This window comes from Paenibacillus woosongensis, assembly GCF_009725165.1.
GTDB lineage: Bacteria > Bacillota > Bacilli > Paenibacillales > Paenibacillaceae > Fontibacillus > Fontibacillus woosongensis.
On sequence record NZ_WNZW01000001.1, the window covers coordinates 228,084 to 250,737 of the forward strand.

Annotated in this window: 22 protein-coding genes; 8 read left to right on the plus strand and 14 right to left on the minus strand. The window is 51.0% G+C overall.

What is annotated here, in order from left to right:
- Nucleotides 1-6: 6 nt before the first annotated feature.
- Nucleotides 7-1,140 (minus strand): glycosyltransferase family 4 protein, encoded by a 1,134-nt coding sequence (locus GNP95_RS01130; protein WP_155609092.1) that lies wholly within the window; start codon nucleotides 1,138-1,140, stop codon nucleotides 7-9.
- A 235-nt stretch (nucleotides 1,141-1,375) separates the two neighbouring features.
- Between GNP95_RS01130 and GNP95_RS01135 the strand changes: the two genes are divergently transcribed.
- The gene (locus GNP95_RS01135) at nucleotides 1,376-2,842 is read left to right on the plus strand and encodes an RsmB/NOP family class I SAM-dependent RNA methyltransferase (RefSeq protein WP_155609093.1); all 1,467 of its coding nucleotides are present in this window, start codon (nucleotides 1,376-1,378) and stop codon (nucleotides 2,840-2,842) included.
- Between the two features lie 712 nt (nucleotides 2,843-3,554).
- On the opposite strand, the gene GNP95_RS01140 is transcribed toward GNP95_RS01135, so the two are convergent.
- The 6 genes from GNP95_RS01140 to GNP95_RS01165 all read right to left on the minus strand — a co-directional run bounded on the left by GNP95_RS01140 (nucleotide 3,555) and on the right by GNP95_RS01165 (nucleotide 9,316).
- Nucleotides 3,555-4,370, minus strand: coding sequence for a Cof-type HAD-IIB family hydrolase (locus GNP95_RS01140; protein ID WP_155609094.1), 816 nt, complete (start codon nucleotides 4,368-4,370; stop codon nucleotides 3,555-3,557).
- Nucleotides 4,371-4,397: 27 nt separating this feature from the next.
- Nucleotides 4,398-5,150, minus strand: a complete 753-nt coding sequence (locus tag GNP95_RS01145; protein ID WP_330163209.1) for a pseudouridine synthase — start codon at nucleotides 5,148-5,150, stop codon at nucleotides 4,398-4,400.
- A 5-nt stretch (nucleotides 5,151-5,155) separates the two neighbouring features.
- Nucleotides 5,156-6,745, minus strand: a complete 1,590-nt coding sequence (locus GNP95_RS01150) for an RsmB/NOP family class I SAM-dependent RNA methyltransferase (RefSeq protein ID WP_155609096.1) — start codon at nucleotides 6,743-6,745, stop codon at nucleotides 5,156-5,158.
- A 166-nt stretch (nucleotides 6,746-6,911) separates the two neighbouring features.
- On the minus strand, nucleotides 6,912-7,385 hold the full coding sequence (locus tag GNP95_RS01155; protein WP_155609097.1) for a DUF309 domain-containing protein: 474 nt from the start codon (nucleotides 7,383-7,385) through the stop codon (nucleotides 6,912-6,914).
- On the minus strand, nucleotides 7,372-8,190 hold the full coding sequence (locus GNP95_RS01160) for a GTP pyrophosphokinase (RefSeq protein ID WP_155609098.1): 819 nt from the start codon (nucleotides 8,188-8,190) through the stop codon (nucleotides 7,372-7,374). The genes GNP95_RS01155 and GNP95_RS01160 overlap by 14 nt, the downstream gene beginning before the upstream one ends.
- 31 nt (nucleotides 8,191-8,221) lie before the next feature.
- Nucleotides 8,222-9,316 carry a quinone-dependent dihydroorotate dehydrogenase gene (locus GNP95_RS01165; RefSeq protein ID WP_330163278.1) on the minus strand — a complete coding sequence of 365 codons (1,095 nt, stop codon included), beginning with the start codon at nucleotides 9,314-9,316 and terminating at the stop codon, nucleotides 8,222-8,224.
- A gap of 198 nt (nucleotides 9,317-9,514) precedes the next feature.
- Between GNP95_RS01165 and GNP95_RS26360 the strand changes: the two genes are divergently transcribed.
- The gene (locus GNP95_RS26360; RefSeq protein ID WP_269058915.1) at nucleotides 9,515-9,646 is read left to right on the plus strand and encodes a hypothetical protein; all 132 of its coding nucleotides are present in this window, start codon (nucleotides 9,515-9,517) and stop codon (nucleotides 9,644-9,646) included.
- A 3-nt stretch (nucleotides 9,647-9,649) separates the two neighbouring features.
- On the opposite strand, the gene GNP95_RS01170 is transcribed toward GNP95_RS26360, so the two are convergent.
- The 3 genes from GNP95_RS01170 to GNP95_RS01180 all read right to left on the minus strand — a co-directional run bounded on the left by GNP95_RS01170 (nucleotide 9,650) and on the right by GNP95_RS01180 (nucleotide 12,981).
- A complete protein-coding gene (locus GNP95_RS01170) occupies nucleotides 9,650-11,083 on the minus strand; it encodes a L,D-transpeptidase family protein (protein ID WP_155609100.1) in 1,434 nt (477 codons plus the stop codon).
- 249 nt (nucleotides 11,084-11,332) lie between these two features.
- A complete protein-coding gene (locus tag GNP95_RS01175) occupies nucleotides 11,333-11,575 on the minus strand; it encodes a ferredoxin (RefSeq protein ID WP_155609101.1) in 243 nt (80 codons plus the stop codon).
- 119 nt (nucleotides 11,576-11,694) lie between these two features.
- On the minus strand, nucleotides 11,695-12,981 hold the full coding sequence (locus GNP95_RS01180; protein WP_330163210.1) for a DNA polymerase IV: 1,287 nt from the start codon (nucleotides 12,979-12,981) through the stop codon (nucleotides 11,695-11,697).
- Nucleotides 12,982-13,200: 219 nt separating this feature from the next.
- On the opposite strand from GNP95_RS01180, the gene cimA reads away from it, so the two are divergent.
- Nucleotides 13,201-14,817 carry a citramalate synthase gene (gene cimA, locus GNP95_RS01185; protein ID WP_155609102.1) on the plus strand — a complete coding sequence of 539 codons (1,617 nt, stop codon included), beginning with the start codon at nucleotides 13,201-13,203 and terminating at the stop codon, nucleotides 14,815-14,817.
- A gap of 104 nt (nucleotides 14,818-14,921) precedes the next feature.
- Here the strand turns inward: cimA and GNP95_RS01190 are convergent, their stop codons facing one another.
- Nucleotides 14,922-15,494 carry a TlpA family protein disulfide reductase gene (locus GNP95_RS01190; RefSeq protein ID WP_155609103.1) on the minus strand — a complete coding sequence of 191 codons (573 nt, stop codon included), beginning with the start codon at nucleotides 15,492-15,494 and terminating at the stop codon, nucleotides 14,922-14,924.
- Nucleotides 15,495-15,581: 87 nt separating this feature from the next.
- Here GNP95_RS01190 and GNP95_RS01195 point away from each other — a divergent pair, with 87 nt between their 5' ends.
- The 5 genes from GNP95_RS01195 to GNP95_RS01215 all read left to right on the plus strand — a co-directional run bounded on the left by GNP95_RS01195 (nucleotide 15,582) and on the right by GNP95_RS01215 (nucleotide 19,301).
- Nucleotides 15,582-16,097, plus strand: coding sequence for a M67 family metallopeptidase (locus tag GNP95_RS01195; RefSeq protein ID WP_155609104.1), 516 nt, complete (start codon nucleotides 15,582-15,584; stop codon nucleotides 16,095-16,097).
- Nucleotides 16,098-16,149: 52 nt separating this feature from the next.
- On the plus strand, nucleotides 16,150-16,581 hold the full coding sequence (locus GNP95_RS01200; protein WP_155609105.1) for a MerR family transcriptional regulator: 432 nt from the start codon (nucleotides 16,150-16,152) through the stop codon (nucleotides 16,579-16,581).
- 42 nt (nucleotides 16,582-16,623) lie between these two features.
- A complete protein-coding gene (locus GNP95_RS01205; protein ID WP_155609106.1) occupies nucleotides 16,624-17,304 on the plus strand; it encodes a zinc metallopeptidase in 681 nt (226 codons plus the stop codon).
- A 158-nt stretch (nucleotides 17,305-17,462) separates the two neighbouring features.
- Complete coding sequence (locus tag GNP95_RS01210) at nucleotides 17,463-18,188, plus strand: response regulator transcription factor (RefSeq protein WP_230873625.1); 726 nt, start codon at nucleotides 17,463-17,465, stop codon at nucleotides 18,186-18,188.
- A gap of 6 nt (nucleotides 18,189-18,194) precedes the next feature.
- Nucleotides 18,195-19,301 carry a sensor histidine kinase gene (locus GNP95_RS01215; protein ID WP_155609107.1) on the plus strand — a complete coding sequence of 369 codons (1,107 nt, stop codon included), beginning with the start codon at nucleotides 18,195-18,197 and terminating at the stop codon, nucleotides 19,299-19,301.
- 52 nt (nucleotides 19,302-19,353) lie between these two features.
- On the opposite strand, the gene GNP95_RS01220 is transcribed toward GNP95_RS01215, so the two are convergent.
- The 3 genes from GNP95_RS01220 to GNP95_RS01230 are packed head-to-tail and all read right to left on the minus strand — an operon-like array spanning nucleotide 19,354 to nucleotide 22,654.
- The gene (locus GNP95_RS01220) at nucleotides 19,354-20,160 is read right to left on the minus strand and encodes a DUF4097 family beta strand repeat-containing protein (protein WP_155609108.1); all 807 of its coding nucleotides are present in this window, start codon (nucleotides 20,158-20,160) and stop codon (nucleotides 19,354-19,356) included.
- A complete protein-coding gene (locus GNP95_RS01225) occupies nucleotides 20,157-21,782 on the minus strand; it encodes a hypothetical protein (protein ID WP_155609109.1) in 1,626 nt (541 codons plus the stop codon). Before GNP95_RS01225 ends, GNP95_RS01220 begins: the two co-directional genes overlap by 4 nt.
- On the minus strand, nucleotides 21,779-22,654 hold the full coding sequence (locus GNP95_RS01230) for an ABC transporter ATP-binding protein (protein ID WP_155609110.1): 876 nt from the start codon (nucleotides 22,652-22,654) through the stop codon (nucleotides 21,779-21,781). The genes GNP95_RS01225 and GNP95_RS01230 overlap by 4 nt, the downstream gene beginning before the upstream one ends.

A 22,654-nucleotide genomic window follows, 5' to 3' on the forward strand; every position in this document is an offset into this window, starting at 1 on the left:
AAGCCCTCACTCGCTTGATTGCTTGAATTGCAAATAAATATTTTTCAGCTCATGCACAACCCTGTCCAGCGAATAGCAGTTCTTCGCTTTATCCAGCCCGGATCCGGCGAGCCGGGAACGATATTCCTCGTCGGCAATCAGTTTCTCCAAAGCCCCGGCGAGAGCCAAATGATCCTCGGGATGGACGAGCAGGCCGTTCACGCCGTCCTCGATTTGCTCGGCAATTCCGCCGATCTTCGTGCCCACCAGCGCCAAATTGCACAAGGCCGCCTCGGCAAACACCGAGCCAAACGCCTCTGCCCGCGACGGCAGCACAAAAATATCGAAAAACGGCATGAATTCCTCGGGATGGAGGGTATAGCCGTAAAAAATCGTTTCATCGTAAATACCCAGCTCCATAGCCAGTTGCTCCAGTTCCTCGCGGATCGGTCCGTCGCCGATAATATGCAGCACATAGCTGATTCCCCGCTTTTTCAATTCAGCGCAGGCCCGCAGCAGCACATCCAGCCCTTTCGCAGGCACGAGCCGGCAGACCGTCACCAATTGGACGACTTCGTTATGGTGCGGGATGGGCTTGAATCTCTTGTTATCGAAGCCGTTGCGAATGACCCCGATTTGTTCGGGATGATCCACATGGGGAGACAAATATCCGCGAAAAGATTCGGATACCGTAAACATCCGGTCAGCGCGGCGCTCCAGCTCCTTGTATAGCGAACAGAGGAAGCGGTGCTCCGGCCCGCCCTCTTTAATTTTTCTATTAAGAATCAGCTCCCGCTCGTAACTCGAGTGAATGCTCTGGATGACGGGCGTATCCGGGTAGACCTCCTTCATAGCCAGCCCTGCGATCGGATGATGCGCATGAATCAAATCGTAGGACTGCTGCAGCCGCAGCTTGGTCCACCATAGATAATCGCGATAGGTTTGCATATATTTCTGAACGATTGCGCTGTGCCCGTACTGGCGCCAGTCAAAAGTATCGAACTTAATTTCATCCGTGCCCTTCCCCCGGATCCGCTTCGGCAGGGAGAACAGCTCTATCTCCCACTCGGGAGGCTCGAACTTGTCTTGCAGGTAGGGAATCATCGAAGATACGCCCCCAGGCTGCTCTGGAGGGAAAAATAAGGCCTGCAGCAATTTCATACTTGTTCTCCTTTACATGCTGTATTCTCTGTATTTGTTCCTCATCATAACGCTTAAGAAAAACGTCCCTAGACGTACTTATCTAAACTTTCCGGTATCTAAAGAAAAGTCAATCCTCTTCAATTATGACACAACAAAGAAGGAACATCCATTCCCCTTTTGAGATTAAATCGGGTTATGGTAAAATTTCCGATGTACATTTTTATACTATGAAAAAAGGAGTTTTCAGAAGCATATGTCCATGACAGCATTGCCGGATTCCTTCCGTGAACGCATGATTACGATGCTCGGGGAGAGAGAAGGGCAAACGTTCCTTAACAGCTATGCGATGCCGCGAACGTACGGACTGCGAATCAACACGCTGAAAATTAAGCCCGGATCACCAGCAGAACGCGACATCATACAGCGCTTCGGACTGGAGGGCATCCCTTGGTGCGAGGATGGCTTTTATTACGATGAAGACAAGCGCCCGGGCAAACATGCTTACCATGCCGCGGGATTATATTATATTCAAGAACCGTCTGCTATGTCTGCTGTTGAGCTGCTGAACCCTCAGCCCGGAGAGACCGTGCTGGATCTGGCCGCGGCGCCGGGAGGCAAAACAACGCAGATCGCGATGAAAATGAACGGCAAAGGCCTGCTGATCAGCAACGAGATCCACCCCCAGCGCGCAAAAATACTAGCGGAGAACGTCGAGCGCTTCGGCGTGCGCAACGCGGTCGTTACGCAGGCTGCTCCGGGCGAGCTGTCCTCGCGATTCCCGCTCGCCTTTGACCGGATCATGCTCGATGCGCCTTGTTCCGGCGAAGGCATGTTCCGCAAGGACCCGGACGCGATAGCCGAATGGTCGGAGCAATCGGTGGAGTTTTGCGCGGCAAGGCAATGGGACATTCTGCAGGATGCCGTTGCGATGCTGAAGCCGGGAGGCCAGCTTGCCTACTCGACCTGCACCTTCAACCGGGAGGAGAACGAGGAGACCATTGCCCGGCTGCTGGCGCATTATCCCGATTTGACGCTGGTGGCGGAGAAGCGGATTTGGCCGCATCGGCACAAAGGTGAAGGGCATTACGTCGCCTTGCTGCAGCGCAAGAGCAGGGTTGATGAGAAGCCGGGAGCGTTAGCGGCTTCCTCTCCAGCATTCCGCGCTGAACCGGATAAAGCCCGTCCCAAGAGCAAACCGCACGGTAAAAAACGCAGCAATGGAAAGAACAGCGAAAGAAATACAACGGCCGCCTTTGAGGCTTTCACCGACTGGGCGGAAAGCGAGATTCCCGGCTTCGGAGGATGGCTTGGGGATCGTGCAGGAGAAGGAATCCCTATTTTATTTGGGGAATCATTGTATTTGCTGCCGTTCAGCACAGAATTGCATCTTACACCTGACATCCTTGCCGGGTTGAAAATCCCCCGTGCCGGCCTCCAACTGGGCGACTATAAAAAAGGGCGCTTCCAGCCGGCCCACGCGCTGGCTATGGCCATCCGCCCTGCGGATGCCGCTCTAACCTGGACGCTTAAGCCAGACTCGTCTGAACTGGCGGCTTATTTGCACGGAGACACTTTGGCGGTTCCCGCCGATTACCGCGGCTGGTGTCTCGTTAGGGTGGAATGCGGCGGCGACAGCTTCCCCCTCGGCTGGGGCAAAGCTAGCGGCGGCCAGCTTAAGAATCATCTGCCTAAAGGGCTGCGCCAGCAGCTGCCCGTGTAGCCGGCAGATGATTTACCAGTCAATGGCAAAAATTCGTTCCAACCAGATAGGGAGTCTTCCAAATATAAGCCGGATGGAAAAACGCGATGCTTTCCGTCCGGCCTTTTTACACATTTGTTTATGAAGGAAATTGGAAACCGTATGCCTGCTACTGCCTGCTATTCTTAGTAATTGTGGGCTAATGCCACACTAATACTACCGAAATACCACTGTACGACTGAAATAACACTGTAATCCAAACTCCGCATGTACATTGTCCAGACTGAACCTATATCATCAAGAAACCCAGGAACAACAGCGCCTGCAGAAATACTATGCCTACTTACTTTACACCCACTATAATAGGTCAACTAATTTAAATGGATTTATAGTAGTTAGATTCTTCAACAAAATAAGAAAGGTAGAATTAAATGAATTTCATGTCGTTAAAAGAAGGGAGATAGCCATTATGGACTGGAATCTTGATTTTAAGCACATGAAGTCCATCTAATCTCCTGTAACATTCGTTTAGAGCATAATTAGATACATGAATTCCATTTAGTGTACCACACAGCAGGTGTATGGAGTCCTTGAATCCGAAATGATCTGGTGCGTGGTTTAGAGGGCGACAACTTAGCTTAAGAAAAAAAGGGGCGACCCTCCGTCATCTTTGATGACTTGGGACAGCCCCTTCTTTCGTAACCGTCGTCAGCCGACTGCCGTTTTGATAAAATTAACGCACTGATTCTTCCAAGCAGTATTTCTCAAGCGCCAGCTTCACGCCCTCCTCGTTGTTCGAAGCAGTAACCGCTTTAGCGGCCGCTTTAACCTCTAGCGGCGAGTTGTCCATCGCGATGCTGAGCCCGGCATAAGTTAGCATCGATATGTCGTTGTAGTAATTGCCGACGGCCATGACGTTCTCCGCAGGAATCCCCCGCTTCTCCGCCAGCTTCCGCAAGGCTGCGCCTTTGGAGGAATCCTTGTGGGTGATGTCGATGAAGAAGTCGCCGCTGCGCAGAACATTAAATTCCGAGTTATCCCATTTGCTCCAGTCGGCGTACACTTTATCCAACTCGTCCTTATGGCCGGACACAGTCACTTTCACGATGGGCTCGCTCAGGTCTGCCCAGCGCGGCAGCTCCTTAGGCACCATCATGAACTGTTTGTACATATCCAGCGCTTCCTGGCTTAGGCCGGCAGCCCCCTGAACATAGAGCGCGAATGTCGTATTCACGTCAAAGTGAACGCCGTTATCCCGGCAGTAGTCCAAATAAGGAGCCAGGGTCAGCGGGCTGATTTCGAATTCATGGACGATTTCCAAAGTCTCAATGTTAACCGTTGCCGCCCCGTTATGCGTAATGACGTAACCACTCAGACCCATTTGCTTCATGAACGGTATAGAGTTTCCCGGAGCACGGCCGGTGCAGAGAACGAATTCCGTGCCCTGTTCCGCAATTTTCTTGATCGTCTCCGCCGTTCCCGGCGTCAGCTCGTGATCATCGTTCAGCAATGTACCGTCTACGTCCAAAGCGATCAGTTTGTATCTCATCTCCATGTCTCCTTTGTTTATCTATAACTATTTCTTGTACGTCTTAAGCAGCTCCACCTCGGCCTCCGTCAGCTCGCGGTATGAACCGAGCGCCAGGGAGTCATCCAGCGTGAGCGGTCCCATGCTAATGCGCTTCAAATATATAACCTTTGATCCGGCGGCCATGAACATCCGCTTTACCTGATGAAACTTGCCTTCGGAAATGGTCAGCCGGATGCGTGACATCACGCCTTCCTCCAGGCGCTCGTGCCCAAGCACCTCCAGCTCAGCCGGCAAGGTGACGTAGCCGTCATCCAGAGTAACCCCTTCGCGGAACAGCGCGATTTCCCGCTCCCCGATCTCGCCCAGCACATGAGCCTCGTACGTCTTCGGCACATGCTTGCGCGGCGATAACAGATCATGGGCCAGCTGCCCGTCATTCGTCAGCAGCAGAAAACCTTCCGTATCCTTATCCAGGCGTCCCACTGGAAAGGGAGAGAACACACGCAGCTCCGCCGGAATTAAATCCAGCACCGTCCGCTCCCGGGAGTCCTCCGTCGCGGAAATGACGTCTTGCGGCTTGTTCAGCATCAAATATACGAACTCGCGGTAATCGATGCCCTTTCCATCCACGGTGATGCTGTCCTCGTAAGGATCGGCCTGAATCCCGCTATCCTTGGGAACAGAGCCATTCAGCATAACTCTCCCCTGTTTCACCATTTTTTTGATATCCGATCTCGAGCCATAACCAAGATGGCCGAGTATTTTATCCAGCCTTTGCGTTTTTTTGCCTTTGCCCACGTATGCTATGTCCACCTCCACCCTGCGGGATATTCGTTCTTGAGCATCCCGTCTATCCATTTCCCCCAGCCTAGCGATACGCCGTCAACGCAAACCAGTACGTATCCTTTAGGGAAACCCTGGATACCCCGGCATTCGATTCTCGATGCCGGGACATTCAGGGTTTCCCCTTTAAGATACCTGACCGCTTCGCCATTCTCCTGGGATAAATTCAATACCCGGTTTGCTTCCCCTGCGGATAAGGCGGTCGCAAGCGGATGACCTGGGGCAAACCGGCCATTCTTTACGGTGCCAGCATACCATCCGGGACGAACGGTCTTTAGTCCGGCGAGCTGTTCCTTCGACAGCGGGGACTGGTAGATATGGCCGCCGAACAACAACGGCTGTCCGGGGAGCTTCGCGGTTACATGCTCGCTTGCAAACTGCTGCCAGCAATCCAGAAGCTCCCGTTCGCCGGGCACTTTCCCAGCACTCTCCCGCCCTTTGGCGGCCTTCCCCGTATGAGGATGGCCTGCAGGCCTCCGGTTCGTTTTGCCCGGCTTACTGCCGGGGCTTGTCTGTTGCGGCTCTCTGCCGCTCACGGACATCTGTCCGTCACGCGCTCCCTGACCCTCGGCCCACTTGTCCCGGCTTGCTGCCGGGCCCTTGTGCTGCAGCACGGCCAGGAAATGCCCCTCGCCTTCAACCTGGTGCGGCCACAGCCTGCCGCACTGTGCGGTCAGGCTAGCGGCTTCCGAAGAGAAGGCAGCATCACCGCCTTCCGCATTCAACCGGTACAGCCACTCCGGACGACCTGGCGAGAAGCCGGGTTCCTTCGGCAGCGGAACAAGCTCAAAATCCGGGTGCCGATCCAGGAACCAGGCGATCATTGCCTCATTCTCTTCAGGAGCAAATGTACAGGTTGAATACACGATTCTGCCGCCCGGCGCCAGCGTGGCCGCAGCGGATTTCAGGATGTCCTTCTGCATTACGGTGCACTTGGAGGTCGAATGAACCTCCCACTGCCGCGCCATGTCCTCGTCCTTGCGGAACATGCCTTCTCCAGAGCAGGGGGCATCGATCAGAATTTTATCGAAGTAAGCCGGAAAAGCTTCAGCGATACGCTCCGGCGACTCATTCAGCACCACGGCATTGCGGACGCCGTACAGCTCGACGTTTTTGGCCAGTGCCTTCGTCCGATCTGCGTGAATGTCGTTGGCTACAAGTACGCCTTCTCCTTGCAGCTTGGCCGCGATTTGCGTCGTTTTGCCTCCGGGCGCAGCACATAAATCCAGCACTCTCTGGCCAGGTGACACATCAAGCATTTCCACAGGCGCCATCGCGCTGGGCTCTTGAATATAATACAGCCCCGCATGATAATACGGGTGCTTTCCCGGCTTCTGTCCTTCCTGAACATAGAATCCTGCGGAGCACCAAGGTACGGGCTTCAGTTCAAACGGAGAGAGGCGCAAGAACGACTCGACGCTTATTTTAAGCGTATTAACCCGGATACCGGCATAACGGGGGTTGTCATAAGATGATAGAAAAGCGCCGTAATCGCTGCCCAGCAGCTGCTGCATCTTTTCCAGAAAAGCCATCGGTACATGTACTGCCATATATTGAACCATCCATCCTTATCCGAGAATATGTCTATTGTAACATACCAGTATCATCAGATTGTAAAACAATCCGTCATCCCCGTCCAGCCTTAGCCGAATTAATCGCATTCCGCACATACCAAAAAGCCCTTCCACCATACTTCGCATGAAAGGGCTATATTATTCATTTGGACTTGTTCTGTATCCGCAGGTCATGCTTGGCGCCTCGCTGAGGCCCTCTGCGCTGCGGAATGTTGGGGGTTACCTCCGATGACGCCTGCTTCACAAGCTCTGATAAGTGCTCATCCTGTATTTCGATGGTCAAGTCATAATAAGAAAAGGGGGATTGCTCATATTCCGCCAACTGAGCAGCATATGCTCTGGTCTCGTCGAGCAGCTTGGCAAGATTGATGCCTAGGGAATCCGGCGGATAGGGAGTGAGCCTCTGTGCAGCGGACTCCATCATTTTCCTCCCGCCAGTTACATTCCCGTTGCGAAAGTGGTACAAACCGACCGCAACCTGGAGCAGCCCCTTGTATAACGGGTCCTTATCCTGCTTCAGCCACAGCTCCTCCATCACTTCATGGCATTCGAAGTAATCCTGGTCGCGATTGAAATAGATCAGGAAGGCTACGTACAGTGGATCATACATTGTCATCGCCGGACTCCAACGCTTTTTTGGCTGCCTTGATCTTTTGCGTGACTTCGGTATGCATCTCCTTCAGCCCTTCCATATCTCTGGTTTCCCACAGCTCGTTGAAGCGCTGCTGAGCCTCGATGGCCTCTGAAACCATATGGTAAAAATATAGCTGATGAATCGCCGTCAACAAATGGTTCACGATGCTGGATTCATCCTCGAAGCTCTTTTGTGCCAGCAGAATCTCCTCGCGGATGCTGGACATTTCATTATCGAGGACAAAAGCGGCCTCTGCGGCCTTCTTCAGCCTGCCGCGCATTTCATCGGGCAGGCTCTCCCGGTATTTGTAATTCAGGGAGTGCTCGATCGTTGCCCAGAAATTCATGGCTAGCGTGCGAATCTGAATTTCAGCCAGCACGTTTTTGAGTCCCAAGGCAGTCTGAACCGGATATTCGATAATCATATGGAAGCTGCGATAGCCGCTTTCTTTATAATTCGTAATGTAATCCTTCTCATAAATTACTCTGAGATCCTTGCGGGCCCGGATATACTCGGCTACTCTGCGAATGTCCTCAACGAACTGGCACATGATTCGAATGCCGGCAATATCCTCGATCCCCTGCTCCAGTTGATCCATCGGCACGCTCAGTCGCTTGGCTTTATCGAGAATGCTTGATATTTTCTTGACTCTTCCGGTAACGAATTCAATCGGGGCATATTCCTCCAGCTTCTTGAGCTCGGAGCGCATCGTTTTGAACTTGACCTTCAACTCTTCCACCGTTTGCTCGTACGGCAGCAAAAATGCTCCCCAGTCTCTACTATCCATTCCACTGTGCCTCCTGTCTTCTGTGGCCCGGTTAGCGATGATCTGCTCCTACTGCTTCGGAAATGTGGCTAAATCCGTCGCGGTGCAGCAGGTCCAGCAAACCGCGATGCACTTCCCGATTCAGCTCGGGACCTTCATAAATTAGAGCGGTATATATTTCTACCAGACTGGCGCCGGCACGAATTTTCTCATAGGCATCCTCAGCGTTAAAAATTCCGCCGGAACCGATGATCGGAAGCTTCCCTTCCGTCAGTCGATAGACATGGGAAATAACCTCCGTTGATCTGTCCTTCAGCGGCTTTCCGCTGAGACCGCCGGTCTCCTGCGCGTGCTGATGCGTAATGCCTTCACGCGATATCGTCGTATTGGTAGCTATAATTCCCGATACGCCGCTATTCATGATTGTCTTCACCATGAATTCCAGCTCCGTCATGCTGACGTCCGGGGCGATTTTCACGAGAACATGCTTCTTCTTGCCATGCTTCTCCGCCTGCTTCGCCATCTCGCTTTGCACGGCCTCCAGCAGAGATGCCAGCTCGCTGCCATGCTGCAAATTGCGCAGGTCGGGCGTATTCGGCGAACTGATGTTCACGACAAAGAAGTCCGCATGCGGATAAAGCGCCGCAATGCATTTCTCATAGTCAAGATGAGCCTCTTCATTAGGAGTGACCTTGTTCTTGCCGATATTGACAGCGACCGGAATCCGTCTGCTCCGCAGTTCTGTCAGCTGCCGGGCCATATAATCGGTGCCCTGGTTGTTGAACCCCATGCGGTTGATCAGCGCTTCCTGCGGTTTCAGGCGAAACAGCCTCGGCTGATCATTTCCCGGCTGGGCCTTCGGCGTGACCGTCCCGACCTCCATGAATCCGAAGCCGACAGCCGAAAACGCCTCTACCGCTTCCGCATTTTTATCCAGCCCTGCTGCCAGACCTACCGGAGTAGGAAAATGAATATCAAATAAATCGACAGCCAGCTCCGGAACCTCTTTAACACCGTACATTCCGTGCAGTAGAGGTATGAACCCCGGTACTCTCGCTGCCTTATGTAATCCTCCAATCATGAGATGGTGAGCCTTCTCAGCATCCAACCGGAAGAATAAATGCTTGCCAATATTGCGATACAACACGTCTATCTTCACTCCGTTCATCACTTATGCCATACAATGCCTCACTTTTTAGTTTATCGTTTTCTCGCTCAAAAGAAAAGTTTAACCTTCTCGCAAACGTAACGATTTCGTCTCCCAGAGGTGATAGCATTTTAAAATGAAAGCTATTACAATAAATATGTAGCTCTTTGAACAATTTAGAAGGGAATGATTGTTGTCATGGCTGCCAAACGCAAACCGCCGACGCTCCAGCAAAAGAAAGAGGAAGTCAACAAAAAAGGGCTCATCTGGGCCATTTCTATCGTTGCTGGGCTCATTATTCTGTTCACGCTAGCACTCGTATTCAAATAATGGCTAATGCAGCCAGCGGTACGTCCGGTGAGGATTGCTCTGATCCTGCCTGTCCCCAAGCGTGAACCGCTCTGCCGGGACAAGGTTCTGATCGGGCAGTCCTCCCTTGCCTATCGTCACCTTCGTTCCGACCGGAAGAAGGTCGAACAGCTCCTCCACGTCCTTTTTCCCCATCCGGACACAGCCCAGCGATTCATCAGCGCCGATACTGTCCGGCTCGTTCGTGCCGTGGATCGCGTAATTGGTATCGGACAGTTGCATTCCTCTGCTGCCGAACTCCCCATCCGACTTGCCGTTCGGATTTATGACCTTGTCAGAAATATGAAACGTCCCTTCCGGCGTCTTATCGCCGCCCAGCCCAACCCGGTAGCTTCTGAGAATAACCGAGCCGCTTACTACTGCCAAACGATAATTGCTCGTATCGACGATCACCTCCAGCGGCTGTGTAAAAAACCGGTCGCCATCATTGGCTTTTTTCCCCTTCGGACCGCGGGATTCGCCTGAGCCCGCCTCGCTGCCGCCTGCCTGCTGATCCCGCAGTGCAAACTCCCGCTTCAGCGGCCCGAACGCTTCCTTCATATGATCATTGGTTCCTGCCAGCCAGTTGTCCGGAAACGGCCGTGTGAGCTCGTCCAGACTGACTGGCCATTTTCCGTTCTTCTCCTTATATCTCAGCATCGCAGAAGAGAGTACGGCCAAGGATTCCTGACGTTTGATCCACTCCCCCGCCTCCGCCTTCAGATGTTTCGAATCGGGCGGCTTACAGAGACACGCCGCCGGGTCGTAGGACTGTACGCTGGTTTGGCCGTGGCCAAGCGATTGGATGCCATAAACGACCGGCATTTTATGAGACCAGTTCAGCCATTTTCCTTGTTTGCCCATTCCCAGCACGACCTCATAGCCGCCATCCGTTTCGCTTCCCTGCAGCAGCCTGCCGATATCGCCCGTCACTCCCCTGCCTCCGGGAACATAGCCGATCGCCGTAAATTTCGGGCTAACCTTCACCGGCTCCGTAGGGGCTGGCGATGTATCCGCTTCCGTTATAAGCTGGTCTGGCTTGCTCTCCTCAGAAACGGTCTCCGCATGCCCGGGAGCAGGAATCTCCGGAACTGTTGCTGCTATTTTGCCGGGAGCCTGTGCGGAAGGAAGCCACAGAAACAGCAAAAGCAGCAAAATAAAGCCTGCCTTTCGAACCAGACGGCTGCGCTGCTCCTGCCTGCGCGACTCCTGAAGGATGCCAGCCTCATACCCCATCCATAAATCCTCGGGTATTTTGCTGGCCTCGAACGCTTCGTACACGCTTCCTGCCTGAATGTAACAATAATGGGCTTTGCCCTCTTGGCCGCTTTGTTCATATTCTTTGCCAAGCAAATACCAGGCCATTTTATTGTTTGGGTGGTTTTCTACGTATTTTTTGAGGTAGGCCGAATTTTTCATCGTAAACCTCCATTGGAATCAACTTGTGTATGGATTACATGAACAACTTCTTTACTTAATATATCGGCTGCGGAGCGCTTGTTTCAAACCATTCTTTTGAAATTGTCAATTTTATGACCTAATACCTAAATATAGCTCAGCCAGGATAACCAGGATGGGATGGGCAAAAAAACAGCAAAAAGCATCCCGTGCCGGAAGCGGCGGGATGCTTCTCCAAAAGCGTGATGTAGATCGGTCTTTCTGTTCTGTTTAACCTTCCATATTGAACGGAGTATCTGCAATCTTGATGGAATCGGTTGGGCATCCGTCAGACGCATCCTGAAGGTCGTCATGCAAGTCTTCCGGAATTTCTGTTACACCGCGGTTACCATCATTATTGTAGATAACTTCGGCCAAGCCCTCATCGTCATAATCGTAGATATCCGGTGCCGTAGCGCCGCAAGCGCCGCAAGCGATACAAGTATCTTTCTCTACCCAAGTATATTTCGCCATCTTTATCTGCCTCCTGATAAACGGTACAAGTGCGGTGAATTGCTACCACCATGACCAATATAATATAAAAAGAAAGCAATTTCAAATCATTTGTTACCAATTTCCATTGATAATTATTATCATTCCTCCCGATTTTCCCGGAGAAAATCCGTTTGCAGCGAAGTGCCGCGGATTTTATGATTCCGGATCAGCGCGGAAGGATCGTCGCTGAGCATACCGGCCGTCAGTATGGCATCTTCACCAAACTTGTCCCGGAGCAAATCCATCGTCCTGGTCAGCGATTCTTTCTTCGGCTGCTGCTCGTAATCAAACAAATCTAGCTGCAGGGCCGAGTTCTCCCTGGGAACCAAATTTTGCAGTGTAATGCCGAGCAGCCGAACCGGCTTGCCGTAGCCCCAGTGACGAAGATACAGCTCACAGGCCTCCTTATATATTTCATCGGCCTGCTCCGTCACGTTCCCTAGTGTCTGGGACCGGGTTATTGTCTTCATATCCGGCGTCCTGATCGTGATTTGCACCGTTTGCGCCATCAGCTTCTGGCGGCGCAGGCGCCTTGTCACCTGGTCGGCCAAATTTAGCATGACCCGCTTCACGTCCTCCAGCTCCGTCAGGTCTTTCGGGAGCGTCGTCGTATGCCCGATGGATTTATTCTTCTCCCGTTCCTCCTGCACCGGCGAATGGTCAATGCCGTGCGCAGCCTGCTTCATCCATAAGCCGAGAACGCCGAAGCGCTCCGACAACAGCCGCTCGTCGGCCGCGGCAAGCTGGCCAAGCGTAAATATCCCCATCTTCTTCAGCTTCTCCCCCGTCTTGCGGCCGATGCCAAACAGATCGCTGCACGGCTTGTCCCATAGCAGCTCGGGAACATCGCGCAGCCGAAGCACCGTAATGCCGTTTGGCTTCTTCATATCCGAGGCCATCTTAGCCAGCAGCTTGTTCGGAGCAATTCCGATAGAGCAGGGTAATCCCAGCTCCTTGGCAATGCGGGACTGGATTTCCGCCGCGATTTCGAGCGGAGTACCAAACTGCTTCGAGCCGGTGATATCCAGATAGCACTCATCAATCGAGGTCGCCTGCAGCAGCGGGGTATACCGGTAAGCAATGTCCATGAATGCCCGGGAGTAACGGCGGTACAGGTGGAAATCCGGGGCGATCAGAATAAGTTTGGGATATTTCTTTAACCCCTCCCTCACCGTCATTCCTGTTCGGATTCCCATCGCCCTCGCCGCATACGAGCAAGTCACGATCACGCCTTTGCGCAATTCCACGCTTCCTGCCACAGCTGTCGGTTTGTTCCGGTATTTCTCCGGTTCCTCGGCCTCATGAACAGAGCAATAAAATGCGTTCATATCGATGTGCAGCACAACCCTGCCGTTCACAGGATAATATTCGTCGATACTCCTCACTAGCGTTCCCTCATTTGATTTATACTACAACATGAATTTTTCGCCTTGCACTCGATGATCATGATCTAAAAAAAGCATACCTTTTGAGCCAAATCGGGTCAACAACCCTTGTGCAATTTCTTAAAAACGGTGTTACATTTAAATTGCAGATGCTATAATTAGAAATTATACTAATCAGAGCTCACACTCAGACGATATCCAAAGGGGGACATTTTCATCATGTCAAAGGCTGTAACCATCTTCGACACAACATTACGTGACGGCACTCAGGGAGAAGGCATTAGCCTGTCTGCGGACGATAAGTTGAAGATAGCCAAGAAGCTGGATCAACTGGGTGTTCATTATATCGAAGGCGGCATTCCTGGCAGCAACAGCAAAGATATTGAATTCTTCAAGCGAGTACAGGAACTCGGATTATCCGCGACAGTCACCGCTTTCGGCAGCACCCGGCGCAAAGACAGCATCGCCGAGCATGATCCCAACTTGAAACGCATCCTTGAATCCGGTGCCAAAGCCACATCGCTCGTTGGGAAATCATGGGATTTCCACGTGCATACTGCGCTCCAGACAACATTGGAAGAGAACTTGGCCATGATTTACGATTCCATCGCCTATTTGAAGCGGGAAGGCATGGAAGTGCTGTTCGATGCCGAGCATTTCTTTGACGGTTACAAGAACAATCCAGAGTATGCTCTCGCCGTCATGCGCAAAGCGGAGGAAGCCGGGGCCGACTGGCTCGTCATGTGCGATACGAACGGCGGTACGATGCCGCATGAAGTGCATGACATCGTCTCTGTCCTTGCTGGACGCGTAACGACAGCCCGGCTTGGCATCCATACCCATAACGACTGCGAATTGGCCGTAGCCAATGCATTAAATGCTGTACGAGCTGGTGCGGAGCAAGTCCAGGGTACAATGAACGGTTACGGAGAGCGCTGCGGCAATGCCAACCTGTGCTCCATCATCCCGAACCTGCAGCTGAAGCTGGGTTATGATGTTATCGAGCCAGAGCAGCTCCAGCAGTTGACCAATACGGCCCGTTATGTCGGCGAAATTGCAAACGTCCATATGCCTGTGGGACAGCCGTTCGTCGGCACAGCCGCATTTGCCCATAAAGGCGGCATCCACGTCTCGGCCATTCTGCGCGACTCCCGGACCTATGAGCATATTGCTCCGGAAACCGTCGGCAACCGACAGCGTGTTCTCGTATCCGAGCTTGCCGGACAGAGCAATATTCTGTCCAAGGCGCAGGAAATGGGCATCAAATTTGACCCGGAAAACGAAGAAACACGCCAAGTCATCTCCAAAATCAAGGATTTGGAGCACCAAGGCTACCAGTTCGAGGGCGCAGACGCTTCCCTGGAGCTGCTGCTCCGTCAGGCCAACGGCGAAATGAAAGAGCTGTTCGTCTTTGAATCCTTCAAAATGCTCGTAGAGAAGTCCGCAGGCAAGCCGGTTGTTTCGGAAGCCTTCATCAAGCTGAACATCGACGGAAACAGCCTGTACACGGCTGCGGAAGGCAATGGCCCGGTGAACGCGCTCGACAATGCCCTGCGCAAAGCGCTGATATCTTATTATCCTGCATTAAAGAACATTCACTTGTCGGACTATAAGGTCAGAGTTCTCGACGATAAAGATGCGACGGCCTCCAAAGTCAGAGTTCTAATTGAATCGAAAGACGCTACCAATTCATGGAGTACAGTCGGCGTATCCGGCAACGTTATTGAAGCGAGCTGGGAGGCGCTTGTCGACAGCTTGCGTTATGCTCTGCTTGGCCAAACCAAGATGGAGCATGAAGAGGTGGTATCGGCAAGCCAAGGGCTAGTAAACCATTAATCCATGATAATCTTCATGGGCAATTTCGATGTATGGCGCCGGAAGGCCCGGAGTTCCTTTAATTTAAGGACTCCGGGCCTTCCGCCCATTTTTACGGTGAATCTTTACGAGGATTGCAGCAGCTTCTTGATTTTGGCCTCCAAATCCTTCGGCGGGAGTATGCCCACGATTAAATCCTGGATTACGCCATCCTTGTCAATTAACACATTCGTTGGAAAGGCTATGCCGTTGAATTTCTTGTAGGCCTCTTCCTTCTTGTCCAGCAGTACCGGGAATTCAATCCCATATTCTTTGACGAAGGCTTCCGCTTTCTCGACCGTGTCATAAGCCGTGACATTGACTCCGTAAATGTCCAGCCGATCGCCGTATTTCTCGTACAGCTTAACGAGATCGGGGGCTTCGTCCTTGCAGGGATCACACCAGGATGCCCAGAAATTAACCAGTACTGGCTTGTCGCGTTCTCCCTCCACCTTATAGGTATTTCCATCCAGTCCTTGCAAGGCAAAGGCCGGAGATGAAGAACCCGGCTTTGGGGCACCTTCTGCGAGCGCGGCGCCCAAGGTTTTTTTATCACTCCCTACGCCTAGGAAAGAGCGCACCTCGTTTCCGTAATTTTGGTACAGGGCGATGCCGAGCAGCACGATCAGGAGCGCAAGAATCGGTATGTTTTTTCTCATGTGTATTCTTCCTTTGCTATTTGTATATGTTATTGTACCCTGTTTACCCGTTTTGTTACAAACTGAGGAATGAGGTAGGCATCATCTATGAACGATTGCTTCCGGAAGCTTGTTTCCGAGCCGAGACGGATCATCCTTCCATCTGTATATAAGCAGCTTGAGCAAGACAGCCTGACCCGTTATCCACATGAGGCTTGCGGAATCCTGCTAGGTGAAATAGCCGCTGGAGCTGTCGTCATAGACGGCTACGTTCCGGTAACCAATGCTTCTGCCCAACCGGACCGGCACTTCTCGCTGGAACCGCAGGAATGGGTCAAGCACTGCTATCATCCGAAGCTATTGGGTCTGTTTCACAGCCATCCTACTGCTCCCCCGCTCCCATCAGCGACGGATATCCGGGAACTGCCCCTATTTGCTAGCCTGCTCAAATTGTATGTCATCGGTTCTTGCTGCGATACCGAGCCGACAGCCGGACAAATTTCCGAGAACAATCGGCCTAGCTTTTCGCTGCAAGGGTATGAAATTATTAGCAGCGATAGTAACTATAGATTGGAAAGCATAACGTTTGACTGTATAGTTGCCGATCAGGTATCATTATTTTAGAAAAATAAATATATACTAAAAATATCCTTAGGAGTGAGGTGAGCCTAGCAGGATGAAACTATACAGAATCGGCGAGCTAGCCAAGGCTGCCAGCGTAAGTGAGAGAACGATCGACTATTATACCAAGCTGAAGCTCATTGCGCCGGAGGCACGCACACAGAAAAATTACCGCCTATACAGTGCTGAAACCTTAAACCGCTTGAAACGTATTAATGAATTAAAACAGGAGAAGTATACATTAGAGGAAATTCGCTCGAAGCTGGAGCTGTGGAATAATGTAAGCCACGAGGAACAGGTTACAGAGAAGCTGACCTCCCTCGAAATCCATATGCAAAGATTGGAACGGGAGGTCAAGGAGCTGGAGCCGCTTATTTCTAATATGAAGCCTGGCCAAGCTAGAAAAGTGTTCTCCAGTCTCATGCCCCAAAGCCTCGCCTGCATCGATGCGCTATATCTTCTAATTAATCAAGGGCCATTTACGTAAAGTTCTGAACAATCATTAACAACAGGGGGATGGAGAAGAAAAATGAGCTCAAATATTATGTTTATTCCATTATTATTTGCCATCGGCCTATCGATATGGGCCCAGTTCAAAGTAAAGGGAACCTTTAACAAATACGCCAAGGTCCATAATATGTACGGCCTAACCGGCCATGACGCGGCGCGCCGCATGCTGGATGCAAACGGTCTGTACGACGTACCGATCGAACCTGTACGCGGCAGCCTGACGGATCATTACGACCCGACCAAACGCGTCGTCCGCCTCTCCGAGCCGGTCTATTACGAGAATTCGGTATCGGCCGTAGCGGTGGCCTGCCATGAAGTCGGGCACGCTATTCAGCATAAGGAATCTTACTCCATGCTGGTTCTGCGCCACAAGATGTTCCCAATCGTCAATCTAACGTCCCAAGTATCGCCGTTTTTAATTCTTGCAGGCTTTCTGTTCGGTTCACTGAACCTTCTGGGTGTAGGCATCGTGTTCTTCTCACTGGCCGTGCTGTTCCAGCTTGTCACCTTGCCGGTAGAATTCGACGCATCCAACCGGGCCCGCAGAGGCATGCTAAGCATGGGCTTAGTTTCACAGAATGACGAACGCGGCGTAGGCAAAGTTCTTAACGCAGCCGCATTGACTTATGTAGCGGCAGCCCTTATTTCCCTTTTTGAGCTTCTTCGTTTTATCATGATGTTCTTCCAAAGCCGGGAATAATTATTCAATCCACGGAGAGATTACTGGTCGTAGTCTCTCCTTTTTTGTGTCCATGCTCTATAGTATAATCCTCCATATATTGAAACCTTTAGAATGAACGGGGTAAAATAGAATGGTATTTTTACGTTGAAACTTCATTGCTTAGGAGGAATTCGATTTTGCTCAGAAATGAGAAAATACTGATGGTCGATGATGAGGAAGGTATTTTGAACCTGCTGGAGATTATCCTCAAAAAAGAGAGATTCCATGAGATATATTCCTGTACCACGGGGGATGAGGTATTGAATTTGCTAGGTCAGCATACGTTCGATGTCATTTTGCTGGATATCATGCTCCCCGATATTCATGGATTCGACTTATGCCATAAAATCAGGAGTATTACAAACACCCCTATTATTTTCATCAGCTCGTGCTCCAGCGATTTTGACAAATTAACAGGCCTCGGAATCGGCGGTGACGATTACATTACGAAGCCTTTCAATCCCCTTGAGGTAGTTGCAAGAATACATAGCCTGCTGCGAAGACAGAACCTTACCCGAGCCATGCTGCGTGAGAACCATGAGCAGTCTAAAGAATACCGTTATGGCAGCCTTGCTTTAAAACCTGCCGAGGCACGGTTAATTGTCGATGAACGAGTTATTGAATGTACGGCTAAGGAGCTGGAATTACTGCAATTTTTCTTCAAAAATCCGAATCGCCTCTATACCGCTACGCAAATTTATCAGCTCGTATGGGGAGAGGAGCCAAACTATGGCGAGGAGAAAACCGTGGCCATGCATATTTCCAAAATCAGAAAGAAGATAGAAAGCAAGCCGAAGTCTCCTGAATTCATCATTAATCTAAAAGGAATTGGATACAAATTCGTGCCCCCTAAAGAAAGGTAATGTATCATGAATATTAAGCTGCGTTTCAGCATTCATTTTATCGCCGGATTATTTGCCTGGATATTAAGCATGGGAATCGTCGTCATGCTGATCATCGACGGCATTCTGCCCATGCTGGGGCTTTATGAAGAGATGCCCGGCTACGACTTGATCCTGCTTGTTCTTTTCGCGGTTAGCATCATTGTTTCGAGCCTGATCTTCAGCTGGTATTTCAGCCGCCCGATCTGGCTGATTATCTCCTGGATATCCCGCTTATCGCAGGGTACTTATCAAGAGCCTGCCGACAGCGATAAAATGTATACGAAGCGGAATAAGCTCAAAAGACCCTACCGGCTATTCCGCGAAATCATAACCAACATTTATGAATTATCCGACCAACTCCGAAAATCCCAGCAGGAGAGAGAGAAGCTGGAGCAATTAAAGAAGGACTGGATCGCCGGCATCTCCCATGATTTAAAAACACCGCTTACCTACATATCCGGCTATTCTGCCCTGCTCCTGAACGAGGAATATTCCTGGAGCGAGGAAGAGAAGCAGTCCTTCATGCAGGAAATTCTAAAAAAGAGCAAGCATATGGAAGCCCTGATTCAGGATTTTAACCTGTCTCTCCAGCTCCAGGAAACAAAGGCGCAAATCCCTCTGCGGCTGGAAGAGGCCAACCTGGTGGAGTTCCTGAAGAGCCTGCTAGCTGATACCTGGAACGACCCAGATTTACAGGAGTACGATTTAAGCTTCCACTGCGAAGAGGATTCGATCCCGTTCTCATTTGACCGGCGCTTGCTGTACCGGGCGATCCAGAACCTGCTTATTAACGCAGTCATGCACAATCCCCCAGGCACGGCAATTTCGGTGCAGCTAACCAATGTACAGAACCAATTCATTAAAGTGACAATTGAAGATAACGGGGTTGGAATGGACCGCGCTACTATCGGGAATTTATTCAAGAAATACTATCGCGGAGGAACGCTGGACTCGTCTTCCGCCCATCATTCGATGGGCCTTGGCCTGTCGATCGTTAAAGATTTGATACTCGCCCATCGGGGACATATTTCCGTAAACAGCATCCCAGCGAAGGGGACTACCTTCGACATCACCATCCCCTTTCCCAAATAACAATACCCGCCCTACTCCGTCAACAGTCAACGATGGGTTAGGGCGGGACGTTTTATTTAATATAAATACTTCCTGAAGATGATTTGATGGTTAGAATCGGCGCGCCGGAAGCAGAGCCGATCATAGCCTTTAATTCCTGCCCTGCTCCTGCAGCGTTCACTGCGGACGCCGAAGTCAGGGACGACTCAATCTTGCCGGATTCTGTCGAAGCGTCAATCTCCAGGGCGCCAGGTGCATTCTCGAAAGCTATCTCGACTTTTCCCGTTCCAGTTCTAATACTGCATCCTTGAGCCAGCTGCCCGTTATGGGATACCTTCACATTCCCTGCATCATTCTCAATGTGGAAGTCACCGGTAATCCCGTTAAGCTCAATGTCTCCCGAAGCAACTTTCCCTCGAATATGATTTCCCTCAAAGCCGTTAATTTCAAGGCTTCCCGAATCTCCTGTAAAAACAAGCTCATCGGCTTTCAAACCTTCGCCTGTAATTTGCCCAGCAAACGCCGTCAGACTGATTTTGCGGAACTGCTTATCCGGCAGCTCAACCTGCAGGGTGTCTGTCTTAAAGTTAACCAGACTCGAGGAGCTGCCATATTTAACATCCAGCACACCGCCGTTCAACTCGGCGCTGATTTCTTTTCCGCCTTTTGTGCTGACCTTAATTTCAGAGCTGCCTGCAGGCCGTATTTCAATATTTTGGCCGTCTGTATTTAGGATGATTTCCTCCACTTGCTTCCCATCGAAAGTCTGGCCCGCACTATTTACGCTTGGTTTGGAATCGCAGCCCGAAAGAGACAGGGTCAGGACCGCAGCCAACGCCGTAGTGATCATTTTTATCTTACGGTTAATCATCAAATTCATGATACCCCTCCTTTATCGTAGTGCTTCGATTTATTTCCTTTCGCAGGGCTACCTCCCAGCACTCCTGCTTTGATCTGCTGGCCAACAAGAGCCACGATCAGCAGGAGGCATGTCAATATGCCGTATAGTAGGGCCTGGCTTGTCGCGGCGCCCAGGAAGTTAAGATTAGGAAGGTTGTTAACCGCTCCCATATACCACCACAAAATATAGACGACTTCAAACATTTTCCTCGTCCCGCTGAGCGTTCCCAAAGCTATGGCTAGCGCCGGAACGAATAGAACGCTCACCAGCCAAGCCGTCAAGTGCACCCATTGTCCATCCAGAATGAAGTGGACTATCGCTCCCAAGAATACGAGCAGGGTGATAAGAATTCCTGAAACCCAAACCGCAAAAAATCTTTTGAGCGGTGAACAGCTGGACATCAATATTTCCCGGGTAAAATAATATTTCTCACGTGTGCCCATTTGCGACCAGATGGCAATCGGCCATAACGCTAGTACGGGCAGCCAGCTCTGTATGTTTTCCAGCGGGATGAGAAGGCTCGCGGCCATACTGCCCAGCACAAGCAGATACCACCAAATTGAACAATCTTTCAGCATGATGCATATCTCCGCTCGAACTAGTCTTATCATGCGGACTCTCTGCTCTTTCTTGACAGGAGACAGCCTATACTCATGGCTATGATCCAGCTTGGTGGCAACCCCCTTCTTCGGTTCATAGATAACCGGGATGTGACTGCGTTTGGCATTCTCTTTTGTTCTGAAACGGTTGAATATGAGGGAAGAAACAAGAATAAGCAGCACTGCGATGCCTACCCAGGCCAATCGGTAAATAAGCAGGCTCGAGCTCCATTCTACGCCATGCCAGACAAACGTAGGGCTGGTGCCTTCCACCGGATAATATCCGAAGCTTCCTCCCTCCTCGCTCGCAGACAGGAACGCATATTTTATCACAGCTTCCCGTACCATATCCGAACGAATGCTATCAAGACCGAATACATCCAGCAGGCTATTCGGCGTAGCGATCGACACGATACTACAGCATACCCATAGGGTAAAAAAGATGATATTCCCCACGACACCCTTTAAACCGGGCATCACGTCGAACAATACAGTCAATGCCGCCAGAACGAGCAGCGAGGGCATGACAATGAAGGCAAATGGCTGCAAATAATCGGCGATATGAATATAATAGTCTTCCCCGCGGATCAACTGCATTCCCATAAACGCCAGAAACAACATCAGCTCGATCACAAGCAATACAACATAGTTGGAGATCGATTTGCTAAATATGTAGCGGAAATTAGAAACCGGCGTCGAAGCAATGATTTGCCCTACCTTTAGCCTCTGATCCTCGGAAACCTGGCTGCGCAGCATAAAGAAGGCAAACAGCCACAACAGCAGTGTGGACATCATCGTGACCATCCCGCCTAACCATGCGGAATTGTAAATGCCTCGTACCCCGCCAATATAGAACACTTGATACCCGCTGGAGGGGGATGGCACGCAGGCATATCCCAGGAACAGCGTTAGCAGGACCACTATGAGGAAGGAGTAGCTTCTCATTTGCTTGATCAGGTTGTTCTTGATCAGACAGCAGTAGATGCTCCATGCATTGCTCATGACGCCCCACCTAATGGAGAGACGGCGTACAGGTAAGCATCCTCCAGCGTAGAAGGGAGCAGAACAGCATTCTGAGAAGGGCGGAAATCAGAAACGATCCGGGCATGTACCCCGTCGCTACGGTGTATGGCGCTGCTAATAATATACTTCTCCTGCATATCCTGCAGCTCGGAAGAAGGGAAAATGCTCAGCCATACCTTGTTATCCGCCCTCTGGATCAAACCTTCCGGCGTCGTAAAATTCACGAGCCTGCCTTTGAAAAGGATTGCGATATTCGGAGCAATCGACTCGATATCCGTAACGATATGCGTAGAGAGGATGACGATCCGGTTGGAGGACATCGTCGATAGAAGATTTCTGAAGCGGATGCGTTCCTCAGGATCAAGACCCACGGTCGGCTCATCGACGATGAGCAGCGAAGGATCATTTAACAATGCCTGGGCGATACCTACGCGCTGCTTCATCCCACCGGAAAATCCCCCCAATAGCTTCTTGCGGTCATTGGATAAATTTAAAATTTCGAGCAGTTCATCGATCCTCTTCCTTGCCGATTTTAGCGTTAATCCCTTCATCGCAGCTATATACTCCAGAAATTCCACGGGGTTCATATTCGGATACACACCGAAGTCCTGCGGCAAATAGCCGAGTTCGGCGCGCAATTCATCCGGATGCTGTGCAATATCCACACTGTTCCAAGTAATCACGCCGGAAGTAGGCTTTTCTAACGTCGACAGCATTCTCATCAAGGTTGATTTACCAGCCCCATTCGGTCCCAACAGTCCCAGAATCCCCGGCTTTAGATCCAGGGTGACCTGGTTTAGCACTTGTTTTGAGCCATAGGATTTGGTTACATGCTCAATCTTTAACTCCAT

Coding starts and splice junctions, on each gene's coding strand:
- GNP95_RS01140 (WP_155609094.1), bottom strand. CDS start 4,370: ATGAGATACAAACTGATCGCTTTGGACGTAGACGGTACATTGCTGAAC.
- GNP95_RS01200 (WP_155609105.1), top strand. CDS start 16,150: ATGAAACTATACAGAATCGGCGAGCTAGCCAAGGCTGCCAGCGTAAGT.
- GNP95_RS01175 (WP_155609101.1), bottom strand. CDS start 11,575: ATGGCGAAATATACTTGGGTAGAGAAAGATACTTGTATCGCTTGCGGC.
- GNP95_RS01195 (WP_155609104.1), top strand. CDS start 15,582: ATGAACGATTGCTTCCGGAAGCTTGTTTCCGAGCCGAGACGGATCATC.
- GNP95_RS01205 (WP_155609106.1), top strand. CDS start 16,624: ATGAGCTCAAATATTATGTTTATTCCATTATTATTTGCCATCGGCCTA.
- GNP95_RS01135 (WP_155609093.1), top strand. CDS start 1,376: ATGTCCATGACAGCATTGCCGGATTCCTTCCGTGAACGCATGATTACG.
- GNP95_RS01155 (WP_155609097.1), bottom strand. CDS start 7,385: ATGACAATGTATGATCCACTGTACGTAGCCTTCCTGATCTATTTCAAT.
- GNP95_RS26360 (WP_269058915.1), top strand. CDS start 9,515: ATGGCTGCCAAACGCAAACCGCCGACGCTCCAGCAAAAGAAAGAGGAA.
- GNP95_RS01170 (WP_155609100.1), bottom strand. CDS start 11,083: ATGAAAAATTCGGCCTACCTCAAAAAATACGTAGAAAACCACCCAAAC.
- GNP95_RS01190 (WP_155609103.1), bottom strand. CDS start 15,494: ATGAGAAAAAACATACCGATTCTTGCGCTCCTGATCGTGCTGCTCGGC.
- GNP95_RS01150 (WP_155609096.1), bottom strand. CDS start 6,745: ATGGCAGTACATGTACCGATGGCTTTTCTGGAAAAGATGCAGCAGCTG.
- GNP95_RS01160 (WP_155609098.1), bottom strand. CDS start 8,190: ATGGATAGTAGAGACTGGGGAGCATTTTTGCTGCCGTACGAGCAAACG.
- GNP95_RS01215 (WP_155609107.1), top strand. CDS start 18,195: ATGAATATTAAGCTGCGTTTCAGCATTCATTTTATCGCCGGATTATTT.
- GNP95_RS01220 (WP_155609108.1), bottom strand. CDS start 20,160: ATGAATTTGATGATTAACCGTAAGATAAAAATGATCACTACGGCGTTG.
- GNP95_RS01130 (WP_155609092.1), bottom strand. CDS start 1,140: ATGAAATTGCTGCAGGCCTTATTTTTCCCTCCAGAGCAGCCTGGGGGC.
- GNP95_RS01230 (WP_155609110.1), bottom strand. CDS start 22,654: ATGGAGTTAAAGATTGAGCATGTAACCAAATCCTATGGCTCAAAACAA.
- cimA (WP_155609102.1), top strand. CDS start 13,201: ATGTCAAAGGCTGTAACCATCTTCGACACAACATTACGTGACGGCACT.
- GNP95_RS01225 (WP_155609109.1), bottom strand. CDS start 21,782: ATGAGCAATGCATGGAGCATCTACTGCTGTCTGATCAAGAACAACCTG.